Origin of the sequence: Xanthomonas sp. 4461 (genome assembly GCF_024806475.1) — a bacterium.
Lineage (GTDB): Bacteria > Pseudomonadota > Gammaproteobacteria > Xanthomonadales > Xanthomonadaceae > Xanthomonas > Xanthomonas arboricola_F.
In genome coordinates this window covers 421,136-437,386 of record NZ_JANTYV010000005.1, presented here as the reverse complement: position 1 = coordinate 437,386, position 16,251 = coordinate 421,136, and the positions used below count along the sequence as shown (strand labels likewise).

The 16,251-nt window shown below is 67.0% G+C and carries 10 protein-coding genes; 3 read left to right on the top strand and 7 right to left on the bottom strand.

The genetic code is table 11. The features are described 5' to 3' along the window. Window positions 1–63 precede the first annotated feature (63 nt). Together glyA and FHY19_RS18605 are read right to left on the bottom strand one after the other, a co-directional pair. On the bottom strand, window positions 64–1,332 hold the full coding sequence (gene glyA / locus FHY19_RS18610; RefSeq protein WP_259167694.1) for a serine hydroxymethyltransferase: 1,269 nt from the start codon (window positions 1,330–1,332) through the stop codon (window positions 64–66). A gap of 189 nt (window positions 1,333–1,521) precedes the next feature. Further along, window positions 1,522–2,031: an RcnB family protein gene (locus FHY19_RS18605; protein WP_259167693.1), complete on the bottom strand. Its 510-nt coding sequence runs from the start codon at window positions 2,029–2,031 to the stop codon at window positions 1,522–1,524. A 225-nt stretch (window positions 2,032–2,256) separates the two neighbouring features. Here FHY19_RS18605 and ettA point away from each other — a divergent pair, with 225 nt between their 5' ends. After that, complete coding sequence (gene ettA, locus FHY19_RS18600) at window positions 2,257–3,918, top strand: energy-dependent translational throttle protein EttA (RefSeq protein WP_005997279.1); 1,662 nt, start codon at window positions 2,257–2,259, stop codon at window positions 3,916–3,918. A gap of 107 nt (window positions 3,919–4,025) precedes the next feature. Here ettA and def read toward each other — a convergent pair whose 3' ends face one another. Together def and arsC are read right to left on the bottom strand one after the other, a co-directional pair. Continuing rightward, window positions 4,026–4,541, bottom strand: a complete 516-nt coding sequence (def, locus tag FHY19_RS18595) for a peptide deformylase (protein ID WP_046963719.1) — start codon at window positions 4,539–4,541, stop codon at window positions 4,026–4,028. 338 nt (window positions 4,542–4,879) lie between these two features. Next, window positions 4,880–5,302, bottom strand: coding sequence for an arsenate reductase (glutaredoxin) (gene arsC, locus FHY19_RS18590; RefSeq protein WP_259167691.1), 423 nt, complete (start codon window positions 5,300–5,302; stop codon window positions 4,880–4,882). 655 nt (window positions 5,303–5,957) lie between these two features. Here arsC and FHY19_RS18585 point away from each other — a divergent pair. Together FHY19_RS18585 and FHY19_RS18580 are read left to right on the top strand one after the other, a co-directional pair. Further along, window positions 5,958–6,371: a hypothetical protein gene (locus FHY19_RS18585; protein ID WP_259154894.1), complete on the top strand. Its 414-nt coding sequence runs from the start codon at window positions 5,958–5,960 to the stop codon at window positions 6,369–6,371. Further along, complete coding sequence (locus FHY19_RS18580) at window positions 6,364–8,022, top strand: PA domain-containing protein (RefSeq protein WP_259167689.1); 1,659 nt, start codon at window positions 6,364–6,366, stop codon at window positions 8,020–8,022. The genes FHY19_RS18585 and FHY19_RS18580 overlap by 8 nt, the downstream gene beginning before the upstream one ends. A 211-nt stretch (window positions 8,023–8,233) precedes the next feature. On the opposite strand, the gene FHY19_RS18575 is transcribed toward FHY19_RS18580, so the two are convergent. From FHY19_RS18575 to bcsB, 3 genes are read right to left on the bottom strand one after another with little or no spacing between them, the layout of a single operon-like run. Continuing rightward, complete coding sequence (locus tag FHY19_RS18575; protein WP_259167687.1) at window positions 8,234–12,763, bottom strand: cellulose biosynthesis protein BcsC; 4,530 nt, start codon at window positions 12,761–12,763, stop codon at window positions 8,234–8,236. Then, window positions 12,745–13,926: a cellulose synthase complex periplasmic endoglucanase BcsZ gene (gene bcsZ / locus FHY19_RS18570; protein ID WP_259167686.1), complete on the bottom strand. Its 1,182-nt coding sequence runs from the start codon at window positions 13,924–13,926 to the stop codon at window positions 12,745–12,747. Before bcsZ ends, FHY19_RS18575 begins: the two co-directional genes overlap by 19 nt. Next, window positions 13,923–16,238 carry a cellulose biosynthesis cyclic di-GMP-binding regulatory protein BcsB gene (gene bcsB / locus FHY19_RS18565; protein WP_259167685.1) on the bottom strand — a complete coding sequence of 772 codons (2,316 nt, stop codon included), beginning with the start codon at window positions 16,236–16,238 and terminating at the stop codon, window positions 13,923–13,925. The genes bcsZ and bcsB overlap by 4 nt, the downstream gene beginning before the upstream one ends. Between the last annotated feature and the right edge of the window lie 13 nt (window positions 16,239–16,251).

Below are 16,251 nucleotides of genomic sequence, written 5' to 3'. Positions count from 1 at the left end.
GAACAGCAGAGCTATCGCAGCGTTGCTTTTACCATTCTCGTCTCCCTATTCCCCATTCCCGTCTCAGCCATACACCGGATACTTCTTGCACTGCGCGGTCACTGCGTCACGCACCTTGGCCAGCACGGCTTCGTCGCTGGGGGCGTCGAGCACGTCGGCGATCCAGTTGGCCAGGTCGATGCTGTCCTGCTCCAGGTAACCGCGCGTGGTGATCGCCGGGGTGCCCAGGCGCAGGCCGGAGGTGACGAACGGCGAGCGCGGGTCGTTGGGCACCGAATTCTTGTTGACGGTGATGTGGGCCTTGCCGAGCGCGGCTTCTGCATCCTTGCCGGAAACATCGCGGCCAATCATGTCCACCAGCATCAGGTGATTTTCGGTGCCGCCGGACACGATCTTGTAGCCGCGCGCGATCAGCGTGTTGGCCATCGCCTGGGCGTTCTTGACCACCTGCTGCTGGTAGGTCTTGAACTCCGGCTCCAGCGCTTCCTTGAACGCCACCGCCTTGGCCGCGATCACGTGCATCAGCGGGCCGCCCTGGATACCGGGGAACACGATCGACTGCAGCTTCTTCTGCAGTTCTTCGCTGGCGCCCTTGGCCACGATGATGCCGCCGCGCGGGCCGCGCAGGGTCTTGTGGGTGGTCGAGGTGACCACGTGCGCATGCTCCAGCGGGCTGGGGTACACACCGGCGGCGACCAGGCCGGCCACATGCGCCATGTCCACGAACAGATACGCACCGACGCTGTCGGCGATGGCGCGGAAACGCGCCCAGTCGATCTTCTGCGAATAGGCCGAGAACCCGGCCACCACCATCTTCGGCTTGTGCTCGGTCGCCAGGCGCTGGACCTCGTCGTAATCGATCAGGCCCTGCTCGTTGACGCCGTACTGCACCGCGTTGAACAGCTTGCCGGAGACGTTGACCTTGGCACCGTGGGTCAGGTGACCGCCGTGGGCCAGGCTCATGCCCAGGATGGTGTCGCCAGGCTGCAGCAGCGCCAGATACACCGCCTGATTGGCCTGCGAACCGCTGTGCGGCTGCACGTTCGCGTACATATCTTCCGTGGAGCCCGCGCCAAACACCTGCTTGATGCGGTCGATCGCCAGTTGCTCGGCAATGTCGACGAACTCGCAGCCGCCGTAGTAGCGCTTGCCCGGATAGCCTTCTGCGTACTTGTTGGTCAGCTGACTGCCCTGGGCTTCCATCACCAGCGCGCTGCAGTAGTTCTCGCTGGCGATCAGTTCGACGTGATCCTCCTGGCGGCCGACTTCAGCGGCAATGGCCTTGGCCAGTTCGGGGTCGTAGGTTTCCAGTCGGACGTCGCGCGAGAACATTCGAAACTCCGGGGCAGCTGCAGCCAGTAGGGCCGCCGATTGTAAGCCCCCGCCGCACGGGTGACCAATCGCGCCGCTGGCGGGCATGGGCCCGATCGGTCGGCGCGCCACGCAAACGACAAAGGCGCACCGAAGTGCGCCTTTGCGTGATGACTGGCCCGATTGCTCGGCGAGCGGCCGGCGGCCTGCTCAGTTGTTGAGGACCAGGTCGGCAATCACACCGGTGGCGATGGCGACCAGCAGCAGATTGCCGGTGTTGTCGCGCTGCCAACGGTAGCCATACGGCGGGCGGCGCAGGTTGTAGCGGTCGTAATCGTTGATCACATAGACCGGGCCGTGGTAACGCTGGCCGCGGGCCCAGTACGGGCGCGGCGGCGGGCCGGCGCGGTAGTAACTGGGGCGATCGTAGACATAGACCCGGTTGCGGTCGTAGCGACGGTCCTGATAGCGGGCATCGCGATAGCCCTCGCGGTAGCCGCTGCTGTAGTAACGGCGATCGTCGCGACGATCGTCCCGCCAGTCGCGGCGATCGTTGCGCCAGTCGCCACGGCGATCGCGGCCGTGGTCGTGACGATCGTCGCGGTCGTGGCCACGACGATCGTGGCCGCGGCCCCAGTCGTCGGCAAACGCTGCCGGAGCCACGGAGCCCAGCGCCAGGATGGAAGAAAGCACAACAGTGACGATGCGTTTGCGGTTCATGACCAGCTCCTGTTTGCGATGTCGCAATTTCATTAAGACGCTGCCCGCCTTAACGCATTCTTGCTGGAATCGGTTACGAAAATCCCTATTCAGGTAATAGGTAGGCTGCCGTTTAGCTAGATTCCACCCGGCGCGGCCCCGGGCGCTTGCCCGTATAATCGGCGCAATCCCTTTTCCGCTGCCTCCGGCCCCGGCCGGTGGGCTGCCTGCGTCCACGGAGCACCCATGTCGCAATACATCTACACCATGAACCGCGTCAGCAAGGTGGTCCCGCCCAAGCGGCAGATCATCAAGGACATCTCGCTGAGCTTTTTCCCGGGCGCCAAGATCGGCCTGCTGGGCCTGAACGGCGCGGGCAAGTCCACGGTGCTGAAGATCATGGCCGGCGTGGATACCGATTTCGAGGGCGAAGCCCGTCCGCAGGCCGGCATCAAGGTCGGCTACCTGGCGCAGGAGCCGCAGCTCAACCCCGAGCACACCGTGCGCGAAGCGGTCGAAGAAGGCGTAGGCGACGTGCTGCAGGCACAGGCCGCGCTGGATGCGGTGTACCTGGCCTATGCCGAGGAAGGCGCCGATTTCGACGCCCTGGCCAAGGAACAGGAGCGCCTGGAGGCGATCCTGGCCGCCGGCGATGCGCACACCCTGGAAAACCAGCTGGACGTGGCTGCCGACGCGCTGCGCCTGCCGCCGTGGGACGCCATCGTCGGCAAGCTGTCCGGTGGCGAAAAGCGTCGCGTGGCATTGTGCCGCCTGCTGCTGCAGAAGCCGGACATGCTGCTGCTCGACGAACCGACCAACCACCTGGATGCCGAATCGGTGGAGTGGCTGGAGCAGTTCCTGGCGCGCTACACCGGCACCGTGGTGGCGGTGACCCATGATCGCTACTTCCTGGACAACGCCGCCGAGTGGATCCTGGAACTGGACCGCGGCCGCGGCATTCCGTGGAAGGGCAACTACACCGACTGGCTGACCCAGAAGGACGAGCGCCTCAAGCAGGAAGACAACCAGGAAAAGTCACGCCAGAAGGCGATCCAGAAGGAACTGGAATGGTCGCGCCAGAACGCCAAGGGCGGGCGCACCAAGGGCAAGGCGCGTCTGGCCCGCCTGGAAGAGCTGCAGTCGGTGGATTACCAGCGCCGCAACGAGACCAATGAAATCTTCATCCCGCCGGGCGAGCGCCTGGGCAATTCGGTGATGGAGTTCAAGAACGTGTCCAAGAAGTTCGGCGACCGCCTGCTGATCGACAACCTGTCGATGATCGTGCCGCCCGGCGCCATCGTTGGCATCATCGGCCCCAACGGTGCCGGTAAGTCGACCCTGTTCAAGATGATCACCGGCCAGGAAAAGCCCGATTCCGGCGAAATCGTGGTCGGCCCTACCGTGCAGCTGTCCTATGTGGACCAGAGCCGCGACGCGTTGGAAGGAAACCACAACGTGTTCCAGGAAATCGCAGGCGGCCTGGACATCCTCAACATCAACGGCGTGGAGATCCAGTCGCGCGCCTACATCGGCCGCTTCAACTTCAAGGGCCAGGACCAGCAGAAGATGGTCGGCTCGCTCTCCGGTGGTGAGCGCGGTCGTCTGCACATGGCCAAGACGCTGCTGCAGGGCGGCAACGTGCTGCTGCTCGACGAACCGTCCAACGACCTGGACATCGAAACGCTGCGTGCGCTGGAAGATGCATTGCTGGAGTTCCCGGGCAACACCTTCGTGATTTCGCACGATCGCTGGTTCCTCGACCGTATCGCCACGCACATCCTGTCGTTCGAAGGCGAGTCGCACGTGGAGTTCTTCCAGGGCAACTACCGCGAGTACGAAGAAGACAAGCGCCGCCGCATGGGCGATGACGCAGGTCCCAAGCGTCTGCGCTTCAAGGCGCTGAAGTAAGTACGACAAGGGCGCCGAACGGCGCCCTTTTTTCATCCGAGGTGCAGTGCCGTCTCGCCTCCACCGTGCCGCCGCCGAAGATGGACACGCGCAGCGCGAGCGCTGCGCTACAGGTCGTAGGACAACACGTCTTCGAAACCGAAGGTGTCGAAGTTTTCGATCCGCGAGGGATACAGACGGCCAACCAGGTGGTCGTATTCGTGCTGCACCACGCGCGCGTGGAAGCCTTCGGCCTCGCGTTCGATCGGGCTGCCGTCGGGGGCGAAACCGCGATAGCGGATGTGGCGGTAACGCGGGATCACCGCGCGCAGGCCGGGAATCGACAGACAGCCTTCCCAGCCGTTTTCCATCTCGTCCGACAGCGGCTCGATCTGCGCGTTCGCCAAGGCCGTGCGCGGCACCGTGGGCGCGTCCGGATAACGCTCGCTGACTTCGAAACCGAACACCATCAATTGCAGGTCCACCGCGATCTGCGGAGCGGCCAGACCGACGCCGCGTGCGTCGTCCATGGTTTCGAACATGTCGGCTACCAAGGCATGCAAGTCGGCACTGCCCAGGTCGGTCACCGGTGGCGCCACGCGCAGCAGGCGCTTGTCGCCCATGCGGATAATCTCGCGAATCATGTCGATGCTCCTCAAAACGATACGGCGATCTTAGAACGGCCACCACACGCTGGCGAGCGGCTGCCAGGCAGGTGTGGACGGCGCCAGTCGGAGTGTACGAGCGCTACCTGACGCCCTGACACCGGCCGCGTCTGCCTGTGGTCAGACAGTCGCTCCGTTGGTCGCTTCCAACGCGGTAGACACGGGGTGGTAGCGGTGCAGTCCATGCCGGCGATGGCGGCGACGCCAAGCGCCGATCGGTTGTGCGCGGTCATGGCGCAACCGATTCAGTGGATGCGCTTAGCGCGGCAGACGCAGGACCGGTAGCGTCGCAGTGATGACTATGATCGCTGCCGCGCTCAGGCGCCGATGCGCTGGCCGGTTTCGTCCAGCACGCGTTCGCCGTCTTCCTTGACGAATGCGCCGGTGGCCGCTGGCAATAGGTCGAGCACCTGCTCGGATGGACGGCACAGGCGCGTACCCAACGAGGTCTGCACGAACGGGCGATTGATCAGGATCGGATGCGCGAGCATCGCGCTCAGCAGTGCGGCGTCATCCAGCGCGGGATTGTCGAGTCCCAGCTTCAGATACGGGGTGCCCTTCTGGCGCAGGGCATCGCGCACCGACAGGCCGGCATCGGCAATCAGCGCCTGCAGCGTCTGCCGGTCTGGCGGGTACTGCAGATACTCGATGATCTGCGGTTCGATGCCGACATGCCGGATCAGCGCCAGCGTGTTGCGCGACGTGCCGCAAGCGGGGTTGTGATAGATGACGGCGTACATGGGGACTTGGTGCGCGGAGTAGCCGCGACTGTAACGCGTCGAGGTCCAATGCAACGCGCTGTCGCAGATTCAGCGCAAGGCACGCACAGAAAGCGCTGATGCCGATGCCGATGCGGGTGCGGGTGCGGGTGCGGGTGCGGGTGCCGGCATGAGCATCTCTCCGGCAACGCACCAACGCACGGCTTGCGGGCGTCGGTGCAACCGCGCTATCTGCGCGGACCGGACCGCTGGCCGGGGTGGACTAAGGCCCTCTCCCGTCGGTAACGGGGTTGGGGGGGAGGGTCCGAAGCGAAGCTCAGGTGCACTCGAATACCTGCGCTCACCCACAACCAGGCCTCGCTCGTACCCTCATCCGCCCCTTCGGGGCACCTTCTCCCGAGGGGACAAGGGTGGCTTCCGGCCCAGTTGGCTCGCGTCAAAAATCTGGCCGATCCGGGTACCAGCCACCACTGAATCCCTAAGAATTCCCCCGACGCAAGTGCACCGATAACCGTTTCAGGCTATCGCTTCGCATTCAGCGCGCCACATGTCAAAAGATTGACACACATCACGGATTCATGATTCAGTCATGAACAGACTGAAACGGAAGGATTCCCCCGATGCCGGTGTCTGCACGGCGTCCCTTTTCCCTGTTGGACTCAAGGAAACCCCAACGATGATGAGCGTTCGTAAGCCCGGATGGATGCTGTCCGGTGTGTTGTGCGTCCTCTGCCTGCCGGCCTTGGCCATGGCGCAAGAGGCTGCAACCAGCAGTTCCAAGGTCGGTATCGATCCCGTCACCGGCAAGCTGCGCCCGCTGACCGACGCCGAGAGCGCGGCGCTGGACCAGCAGGCCGGTTCGGCTGCCCGCAGTGCGGCAACGCGCACGACGGTGCCGCAAACCGAGGCGGCCGCCCGTGCCACCGAGCGCCGCCTGCCCAATGGCACCGTGGCGCGCAAGTTGCCGGCCACGCAAATGAGTTCGCTGACCGCGACCCGCCAGGCCGATGGCCGCATCGTGATCGAGCACAGCGACGACGCCGACACCCAACCCGCCCACGCCGAGCACGGAGCGCTGCCGCATGAATAAGCCCTTGTTGCTGCTGTCTCTGGCCGTGGCTGCGGCGATCGCGCCACTGCATGCAAGCGCCGCCAACGTCACGCTGATCAATGGCGATGCCGGCACCGTGGTTGGGTTGAACGACCCCACCACCGCCGCACCGTTGGGCGGCAATCCCGGGCGCTCGGTCGGCGAACAGCGTCGCATCGCCTACCAGTACGCCATGGACCTGTGGGGCGCGGTGCTGCAGAGCAACGTCGAGATCAAGGTCTATGCCTCGTTCGCGCGGCTGACCTGCACCGCCACCGGCGGCACGCTGGGCCAGGCAGGGCCGAACTGGATCGTCAACAACTTCCCCGGCGCCAAGGCCAATACGCTGTATCCGTCCGCGCTGGGCGACGCGATCGCCGGCCAGGACCTGGTACCGGATCCGGCCGATCCGGCCGACGTGTTTTCGCAATTCAACGGCGACCTGGGCAAGGACGACTGCCTGGCCGGTTCGGGCTGGTACCTGGGCCTGGACGGCAAGACCCCGGAAGGCCAGATCAATTTCCTCAACGTGGTGATGCACGAAATCGGCCACGGCTTGGGCGCTGCCGGGTTCCTCAACAAGACCACCGGCGTGCTCGGTTCGGGCAGCGGGCTGACCGACGTGTACACCTCGCAGGCCTTCGATAACGTGCAGAACAAGCGTTTCGACGACCCGACCATGACCAATGCCTTGCGCGCCGAAGCGATGCGTACGCCCGGCCGCACGGTGTGGGCCGGCACGCGGGTCAACCGCGAGGCAGCATTGATCCTGGACCCGCGCACGCTGCTGCAGGTCAGCGCGCCGGCCGCTGCGGCCGGCAAGTTCGAGGTGGGCTTTGCCAGCTTCGGGCCGCTGGCCACCGCCGGCAATTTCCCGGCGCGCGCTGTGGTGACCATCAATGACGGCGCTGCGGCCCCCTCGGCCACCGATGGCTGCGAAACCCCGTTCGTCAATGCGGCCGAGGTGGCCGGCAAGGTGGCGCTGATCGACCGCGGCACCTGCGCGTTCGCGATCAAGGTCAAGAACGCCCAGCTCAACGGTGCGGTCGGCGTGATCGTGGCCAACAACGCCGCCGGCGTGCAGACCATGGGCAATGCCGCGCCGCCGATCACCGACATCACCATCCCGGCGATCATGGTGTCGCAGGCCGATGGCGCGCGACTGAAGGGCAGCGCAGGAGTGGTGGCGGCGTTGTACGAAGACCCCGAGCTGTTGCAGGGCACCGACACCGCAGGCCGCACGCGGTTGTATTCACCCAGCGTGGTGGCCGGTGGCTCGACGTTCTCGCACTTCGATACCGACCTGCAGCCCAACGCGCTGATGGAGCCGTTCGATACGCCGGAAGTGCAAGCGCATCTGAACATCGACCTGACCCCGGCGATGTTCGCCGATATCGGTTGGACCTTGAACCGCGGCCTGACCCGGCTGGGTAACTGCAATACGCTGGTGCCGACGGTGGAAACCGGCGGTCTGATCGTCGGTGCGAACCTGACCGCCGAGAGCAGCCTGTGCAAGACGCAGAATGCCGGTAACCGCTTCGGCTATCTGACCTGCATGAACGATCACATCCGCGAACTGGAAGACCAGGGTGCGATCAGCCGCGTGCAGCAGGCGGCGACCTTCATCTGCGCCACCAAGGTTCGCCCCTGAGGCGAGCGCGCGTCACTTGATGGGGATGCGAACGGCGCCGAAAGGCGCCGTTCGTTTATGTGGTGCGGGGCGGTGCGCCGCTCGCCGCTCGCAAGATCGATGCACGACCGTGACAGGCGTGCGCCCACACAGCAGGCCGCAGGCATGCATCGCCCGGCCCGCATGCAGCGGCAACTGCCCGCTGCGAGAGCGAACCACCAGTGCCGCCGCCTCAGCGATCCGCCGCGTACGGCGAGGTCAGCACCTGCGGTGCGCGGCCCAGTGCGGCGCCCAGGCGATCCATCACAAAGCGCAGATAGAGATTGCTGCTGAACTGGTTGTAGTCGCGTGCGTTATTGAACGTCATGCGCCCACCCAGAAACAGCTGCGGGGCCACCTGCCATTCGGCTGCGCCACTGAGGTTGTACGACACGCCGGTGCGGCTCTCGCCCGCATATACCGGGTCGGTGTAGCGGTCGACCAGGCCCAGCAGCGCCGCCAGCGATGCGGCATCGTAAGCAGCCTGTTGCAGGGTCGGGTCGGTGGGGAAATACGGCGCTGGATCGGTCTTGAAATGCTGCACGCCCACACTGGCATCGACCTTCCAGTTGACGCTCTGCCCCGCGCTGCGGCCGCTCCAGTGCACCGGGAAGCCCAGGTCCACATACTCCTGCGGGCTGAAGTAACCGCCGTGGCCGTAGGTGAAGCCGCTGAGATTCTTGTCGTACTGCATGGCGGTCAGGTTGACGCCGGCGGTCAGCGATTGATTCTGCGTTTCCAGCGCATGCACGTAGAAGCCCAGGTCGGCCTGGCGGTGGTCGTTGTCGGCCACGTTGTGACCGGTCAAGCGGTGCGCGGCGAGATTGGCATATCCACCGAGCAGGCCGTTGTCGGCGGTAGCCGAGAGCGCGATGCCGTTGCTGGCGACGCCGCCCCATTCGCGGCCGCTGCGCGCATCCTGCGCGCCGGCGAACGACAGCACGCTGTCGGTCACCGCGCGCCGCGACGCATCGGCCGACCAGCTCACCGTCTCGCCGAGGTCGCCGCGATAGCCGACGCCACCGACGATGTTCTGCTCCTGGAACCCGATCGGCGTGCTGCCCACATCGGCGCTGAAACCGCCGTTGCGATAGCGCACGCCCACACCCACGCCGGTGTCGTCCTGGCTGAGCCGGCGCGCACCGTTGCCGGTGGCGGCCATGCTGTTGAGCGTGGCCGCCAGCGAAGTCGGCGTCTGTTGCGCGGCGGCGGAGCTGCTGGCCAGCGCCTGCAACGCGGCACCATCGCCAGCGGCCAGCTGTTCGCTGATCGCGGTATTGCCAAGGATGTCGCGCGCCAGCTGCGCAATCGGCGTGTTGGACGCGTTGACGCTGAGCAGATACGCCGGCAGCGGTTCGTTGGCCAGCGCGGCCAACGCAGCCGGCGTGCTGTTGTTGTTTTCGGTCAGCAGCTCGCCGAACAACCCGGTATTCAAGGCATAACGGCGCAGGCGTTCGCGCGTGGCGACGTTATCGCCCTGGGTGGCGAGCAACTGATACACCGCCGAACCGGTCAGCGTGTCGATCGGGCTGCGGTCGGCGGCAAGCGCGTCGTTGACTGCTGTCTGCGGGCCGGCGCCGAAGCGACTGGCAGTGGCGTAATCGGTGGTCAGCGTACCGGCATCCACCACGGTAGGGGTCAGCGTGACGCCGAGTTTGCCTTCGCCCACCGCGAACTCGGCCTGCACCGGCATTTCGATGTCGTCCAGGCGGCCCAGGCCGTCTTCGCCATCGCGCGAGCGGTACAGCGCGCCACCGGCCAGGTTGTCGCTGTTTTCCGATTGCACGGCGCGCAGTTCGTCGAGCACGCTGTTACCGCTACCGGCCGGCGGTAGCGCCTGGGCGGCAGGTCTTGTCAGGCGCGGACCGGCGTCCGCGCCGATCGGTGCGGCAGCGCGCGTGGCAAGCAGCCTTTCGTCGCGTACCGATCCGCGCGGGCGGCTGCCGGGCACAGGCAGCATGGCCGGCGCGACGCTGGCGCTGACCGGTTGCGGCAACACATTGCCACCGGTGTCCACGGATGCACCGGCCGGCGCAACCGCGGCGAACCGGGCCGAGGCCGGCGACGCGGCGAGCGGCACAACCTCGCCATACGTGCCAGCGCCATCCATGCGCTCGGACAGCACCGCCGGCGAGCGCGGCATGGCGCCGGTCATGCCGGAAAACGGATTGAGCGGCCGACCGGCCGAGGCCACCGCTGCCGGGCCACGTGCGCCCGGCAGGCCGTTATCGAGCTGACCGGCCTGGCGTTGCTGGGCAGCCAGCGCCGCGCGGAAATACTGCTCGGCCTTGCGGTTCTTGCCGGCGCTGCGATACACGCGTCCGGCGGCGGCCAGCACCTCCGGCGACTCCGGCGCCAGCGCCAGCGCGCGCTGCAGATAACTCTCGGCGTTGCGCAGATCCGACTGCGCGGCGGCGCTGTTGGCGGCGGCAGTGAGCGTGTCCAGATCGTTGGGGTGGCGCTGCAGGATCTGCTGATAGATCGCCAGCGCCTGGCGCTGATCGCCGGCGGCGGCATACAGCCGTGCCAGTGCCGCCTGGGCGTCGCGGTTGTCCGGTTGCTGTGCCAGGATCGGCGACAGCGCATCGTAGGCGCCTTCCAGATTGCCGAGCTCGCGCAAGGCATCCACCTGGCGCAGCGTGTAGGCGCTGCGCAGGGTTTGATAGCGGCGCAATTGTTCCGGCGTCATGGTGGTGGATTGCAGCTGGCGCAGCACTGCCGACAATTCCGCATCCTGGTGCGCGCGCAGCAGCACGCCGGCATATTGCAGGCGGTCTTCGGTGCGCGGATTGGCGCCGGTGACCAGGCGCTGCGCCAGCACCAGCGCGCGCGAGGCGTTGCCGGCGTCGGCATGCGCGCCGGCCAGGCTGGCCAGCAACTGCGGATCGTCGAGCTGGTTGCCCAGCGCAGTTTCGGTGCGCGCGAGCAACTGCTGCGCCTCGCCAACCCTGCCCTGCTCCACCAGCAGCCGCGCCTGACGTGCCTGCAGTTCGATCCAGGCGATGGTGCGCAGCTGGGTCATTTCCGGCGTGCGCGCGGCCGCCGGAATTCGATCCAGGCTGTCGTACGCGCCCTGCCAGTCGCCGCTTTCCTGCGCGAGCAAGGCGTTGGCGTGCAGCGCTTCGGGCTGGTCCCCGTGCACGGCAAGCAGTCCATCCATGACGCTGCGCGCCTGATCGGGGCGGCCGGCCTGTTGATACAGACGGGCCAGATCCAGGCGAATCCAGGCGTCGCCGGGACGTTCGACCATGGCCGCTTCCAGCTCGGCCTGCGCGCTGACCGAATCGCCGGCCTCCAGCGATTGCCGCGCGCGGGCGCGCTGCACGTTGGAACGCAGCAAGGCTTGCCCGCCGGACTTGGCGCGCTCGGCAGCCGGCAGGCGATTGAACAATTCGCTGGCTTCGGTCATGCGGCCCTGGCGGCTGTACAGCCCGACCAGGCCCTGCAAGGCGCCGGCGTTATCGGCATCGCGCGACAGCGCCTTGCGATAACTGGCTTCGGCCGCGACGGGGTCGCTGGCGCTTTGCAGACCGCCCAGCGCGACATGGCCTGCCGGCTCGTTGGGCAGCAACTGCACCGACTGCTCCACCAACTGGCGCGCCTGCGCGATGTCTCCGCGCGCGCGCGCGGCTTCGGCTTGCTGCAGCTGTTGCCAGTAGCGCGCGCTGTCCAGCGCACCTTTCCATTTGCCGCTGCTGGCCGCGGCCGGGCGCAGCAGCTCCTGCGCTTCGGCAAAGCGTTGCTGACGCAGCCGCACCGAGCCCAGGCCGCCCAATGCGTCCGGGTCGCGCGAGCGGGCGCGCAGCACCTGGGTGAAGCGTTGCTCGGCCGTGCTCAGATTGCCGGCATTGAGCGCGCGAAAACCTTCGCTGAGCGCGACGCCGTTGGGGTCGGCGGGCGCAGCGGCAGCAGCCGCGCGTTGTTCGCGCAATTGACCGAGCTTGGCGGTCACGTCGGCATCGGTCGGCGTACCGGCCAGAAATGCCTGGTACAGCGGTGCATCGGCGGTGCTGGCGTTGAGCCACAGCAACGCCTGGCGCCAGCTGGTGCGTGCCGGGCCGCCGACATCGGCGCGTTGGGCCAGCGCGCGCAATTGCGCGATGCCTTCGCGACGGGTGGGCTCGCGGTAGCTCAAAACCTGGGCCAGCGCCAGCTGCACGGACGGGTTGGCCGGGTCGCTGGCCTGCAGCCTGCGCAGCCCGTCGCGCGCACGCTCCCAACCGGTTGGCGTGCCGGCCAACGATTGGTAGTACTCCAGCGCAAGATTGGGCGGCGGCGCCTTGCCGGCAAACACGGCTTCATAGCTGCGCGCGGCTTCCACATAACGTCCTGCCGCGGCGGCGCGGCGTGCATTGCGCAGGTTGGGATCTTCGCCGGCAGTGGCGCTGCCGCGCGCACCGATCGCCACACGCAGGCGCTGGGCCTGCGGCGATTGCGGATGCGCCGCTTCCAGTTGCTGCAGGCGCTTGCGCGCTTCGGACTGGCGGCCCTGCGCCAGGTCGATCTGCGCCAGGCCGAGCAAGGCGTCGGGCTGGTCCGGGTCGATGCCGAGCAGCTTTTTCCAGGTGTCGGCGGCCAGGTCGTCGCGACCCTGGTCGTGCCAATAGTTGCCCTGCCCGACCAGTTGCTGGGTCGCGCTGGTCTGCGCGTGCACCGGGCAGGCAAGCAGGCACAGGTCGATCATGCCGGCCAGATAGAGCGGCGTCAGGTTTTTGCGGAGCATGCAGGCGTTCTCCAGGCGGGCAGCAGGCGCCCGTCTGCGGCAAAGCGGTAGCGGTTCTCAAGCCAGCCCTGTCCGAACAGGGCCAGCGTGCGTTCGAAATACGGCAGCGCTGCGGCGGCCGGTGTGGCGGCCAGCGGAATCCGCTGCGCCTGCGCCTTGAGCAGCGCAGGTTGCCGCAGCGCGCTCAGATACGGCAGCAACGCGGCGGAAAACCCCACCGGCACGGCGCCAGTGCCCACGCCGCGCGCGGTGTCGATCTTTTCGGCAAACGCGGTGCCTGCGGCGAGCAGGTCGGCCGGGCCGGACAAATCCTGCAGCAACTTCGCGCGCAGCGGCTCGCCGGCGTCCAGCATGCCGGCCCACAGGTACACGCGGATGGCATCGTAGCTGCCGAGATTGCCGCGCTTGGGATCGGCACCGAAGGCCTTGCCGTCCCACACGGTCCAATCCGGCGCAAAGCCGACCGGCGCACTGTCGCGCAGCACGCGCGCCGCGTTGGCGGCGATCGCCGCCCACGGCCCCTTGGGGTCGGCGTTGGCGCAGCGGCGCAGCACCTGGATCGGCAGATAACTGGGATTGAGCGTCCAGCGGCCGGGTTCGACAAAGCCGCTGCGGCCGGGCAACAGCATCGGCCCCAGGCCAGGCAGCGCGGCCACTTCCTGGGTGCGCATCAGTTGCAGGATCTGCTGGCCGGCCTTGCCGTAACCGGGGCGGTTCCACAGCCGGCCGGCTTCCAGCAAGGCGTAAGCGATCCACAACTCGCCATCGCTGGCGGTATTGGCATCGAGCACGCGCCAGTCGCCGCTGCCATCGCGGCCCCACAACCAGGCCGGCAGATTGAGATCCGGGCGGCCACCGCACAGGTTGTGCCGGGTCCAGCCCAGTACCTTGTCGAACAGCACCTGGTCGTTGGCCACCAGCGCGAAGAACAGCGCATACGACTGGCCTTCGGAGGTGGAGCGTTGATCGGCGTTGAGGAAGTCCACCACCCGGCCGTCGGGCTGGATGTGCTTGGACACGAATGCGTTCCACAGCGGCCAGGAGCCGCACTGTGCGGGTGCCGCCGCCGCGCCGGCCGGCAACAGCGCGGCCAGCGACGCCAGCGCACCGGCGCGCAGCAGGCCGCGGCGCGTCATGACACTGCCGCGCGTGTGCGCGTTCATGCGCCGTGGCCGTCGTTGAGGCGCTCGGCGGTGTGCCGGCGCAGCAGTACGCGCGCGGCCAGTGCCAGCAGCAGCGCCAGCAGCACCACGGTCAAGGCCAGCCAGACCGGGTGATGCGAGAAGTACCAGCGCAGCCAGGTCGGCAACGGCAGGTGGCCCACGTAATAGGTCTGGTTGCCGACCAGGCTGGTGACCTTCTTCTGCTGCAGCAACACCACGCTGCCCTGGAAATCCTTGAGCAACGCCGGGTCGAACCAGGCATCGAACAGACGACTCATGTTGGCCGGGTCTTCGGTCTGAAACGCGACCACGCTGCGGCCGGATTTCAACGGCGATTCGAAGCCCATCAGCAACACGTCGTCGGGCTGCGGCTGCAACGCGATGTCGGTGGTGGTCGGCAGGTCGGTGCGGCGCGCGTCGAACGACAGAAAACCGGGCAGTTTGTCGAACAGCCAATCGGTCAGGCCGATGCGGCGATTCTGCCCGTCCTGGCCCACCGGCAGCTGCGCGCGCCACTGCTTGAACAGCGGTTGCGACTCGGCGCTGCCCAGCAGCAACAGATCGCGATCGGCATGCTGCTGCACTGCGCTGGCGGCGATGATCTGCGCATGCAGCGCCGGGTAGCCGGTGGACGCACCGAACCGGCCGAGCAGGGTCAGCACGTTGCCCAGATCCTGGTCGCCCGGGTTGTTGGGCAGCACGATCGCCGATTCGGACAGATCGGCCAGCCGCGTGAACGGGTAGCCGGCATTGGCGAACGCAGCCAGATTCGGCATCGCCATGTAGTGGTGGAAGCCGCTCAGGTCGATGGTGGAATCGGCATCGATGGCGCCGGACACATCCGGGAAGGTGTTCTTGCAGGCCTCGCCTTGCGGGCGATCGAAGAAGAAATGGAAGCGCAGTTGGCTATTGGCCGAAAACGCGCCCACCGGCAGTTTCAGATCCTGATGCACCGGCATGCTGCCGCGCGTGCCCAGGCTGTTCCACCAGCGCATCGGCGTGGATTCGGCGAACGGGCGGCCGGTCAGCGGCAAGGTGGTCACGAACGACTCGTTGATGCTGACATTGAGCGCGGACTTGTTGTCCTGCTCCGGAAGCGTGTAGCGGTACTTCAGCGCCACCGGAATGCCGTCGCGCTCCCACACGAACAGGTCCGGCGGCAGTTGCAGACCGACCCGGATCAGGTCCGGGTGATAGCCGGTGACGTTGAGCGCGCCGGACTGGGTGACCAGGTCGCCGAAGCGCACCGGATGCTCGCTGGAAACCCATTTGGGCGCGTCGTACGGCCGACGCGGCGTCGGCGCGGACATCTCGCCGATCCGCGCCACCGCACCGGTCAACGGCGCGCGCAGCGCCAGCGCGGTAGCCGCGCGTTGCAGATCGTCGGTGTTGCGGCCCAGCACCAGCAGCAGCTTGCCGTTGGGATCGGTCGGGTTGACCACCACCGCAACCGTCGGCCCGCGGATATCGGCCACGCCGCTGTCGGCGGTGGCGAACTGCGCAGGCAAGGTGTCGGGCGTGGCGAACACCACCGCGTTGCCGGTGGCCGGCAGGGCGCTGGTCGAGGCCGTGAACACCGCGCCGCGATACCCGGCCAGGGTGCCGAACCACGAGGCGACCGTGCCGGCGGCCTGCAGCGTGGCCATGTCCGGCTGCTGCGGGAAATAGAACGGCAGCTCCAGACGCCGCGTATCGCGCACATCGAAAAACGGCACCGGCAGCAGCGCCAGGTTGTTGGCCAGCGCCAGCGGCGTGGTGGTCAACGACAGGCTGGTGGCCGCGTCCACATTCGCCCACAGGCTGCTGTGGTCGGGGTCTTCGCACTCGCGCGTGTAATGCCCGATGAGTTGCAGGTTGAGCTGGTTGTAGTCGGTGATCAGCCGCGGATCGACCGGCAGATCGGCCGAGAGTAATTTGCCGGCGTTGGCCTTGTCGGTGGGCAAGGTCGCAACGGTCACGCCGTTGATGGTGACCTTGACGTGCGACAGGTCCGGCAGCAGCGATGGCGAGTAGCTGTATTTCAGGTTGAGCGTGGCGGCGGTGACGATTTCATCGCTACGCACACTGAAGGGCACACCGGCACTGCCCTGCACGCCGCGCAAGGTGATTTCGTAATCGATGCCGAGATCGCGCAGCGTGGCCGCGCGCGTGCTGCCAGCGGGCAGCGGTGCCGGCGCCGCAGGTGCGATCGCTGTTGCCGCCGCGCTCTGCGCATCGCCGTCGGCCTGCGCAGCCGCCACCGGTTGTTGCGCCTGCGCCAGACCGGCCAGAAGCGTGAGCGCGCAGGTCAACACCGCCGGGGACATTCGCATCAGTTGTTTCTTT

Bases quoted from the DNA above. Each gene is read 5' to 3' on its own strand.
- glyA (WP_259167694.1), bottom strand. From the start codon at position 1,332: ATGTTCTCGCGCGACGTCCGACTGGAAACCTACGACCCCGAACTGGCC.
- FHY19_RS18605 (WP_259167693.1), bottom strand. From the start codon at position 2,031: ATGAACCGCAAACGCATCGTCACTGTTGTGCTTTCTTCCATCCTGGCG.
- ettA (WP_005997279.1), top strand. From the start codon at position 2,257: ATGTCGCAATACATCTACACCATGAACCGCGTCAGCAAGGTGGTCCCG.
- def (WP_046963719.1), bottom strand. From the start codon at position 4,541: ATGATTCGCGAGATTATCCGCATGGGCGACAAGCGCCTGCTGCGCGTG.
- arsC (WP_259167691.1), bottom strand. From the start codon at position 5,302: ATGTACGCCGTCATCTATCACAACCCCGCTTGCGGCACGTCGCGCAAC.
- FHY19_RS18585 (WP_259154894.1), top strand. From the start codon at position 5,958: ATGATGAGCGTTCGTAAGCCCGGATGGATGCTGTCCGGTGTGTTGTGC.
- FHY19_RS18580 (WP_259167689.1), top strand. From the start codon at position 6,364: ATGAATAAGCCCTTGTTGCTGCTGTCTCTGGCCGTGGCTGCGGCGATC.
- FHY19_RS18575 (WP_259167687.1), bottom strand. From the start codon at position 12,763: ATGCTCCGCAAAAACCTGACGCCGCTCTATCTGGCCGGCATGATCGAC.
- bcsZ (WP_259167686.1), bottom strand. From the start codon at position 13,926: ATGAACGCGCACACGCGCGGCAGTGTCATGACGCGCCGCGGCCTGCTG.
- bcsB (WP_259167685.1), bottom strand. From the start codon at position 16,238: ATGCGAATGTCCCCGGCGGTGTTGACCTGCGCGCTCACGCTTCTGGCC.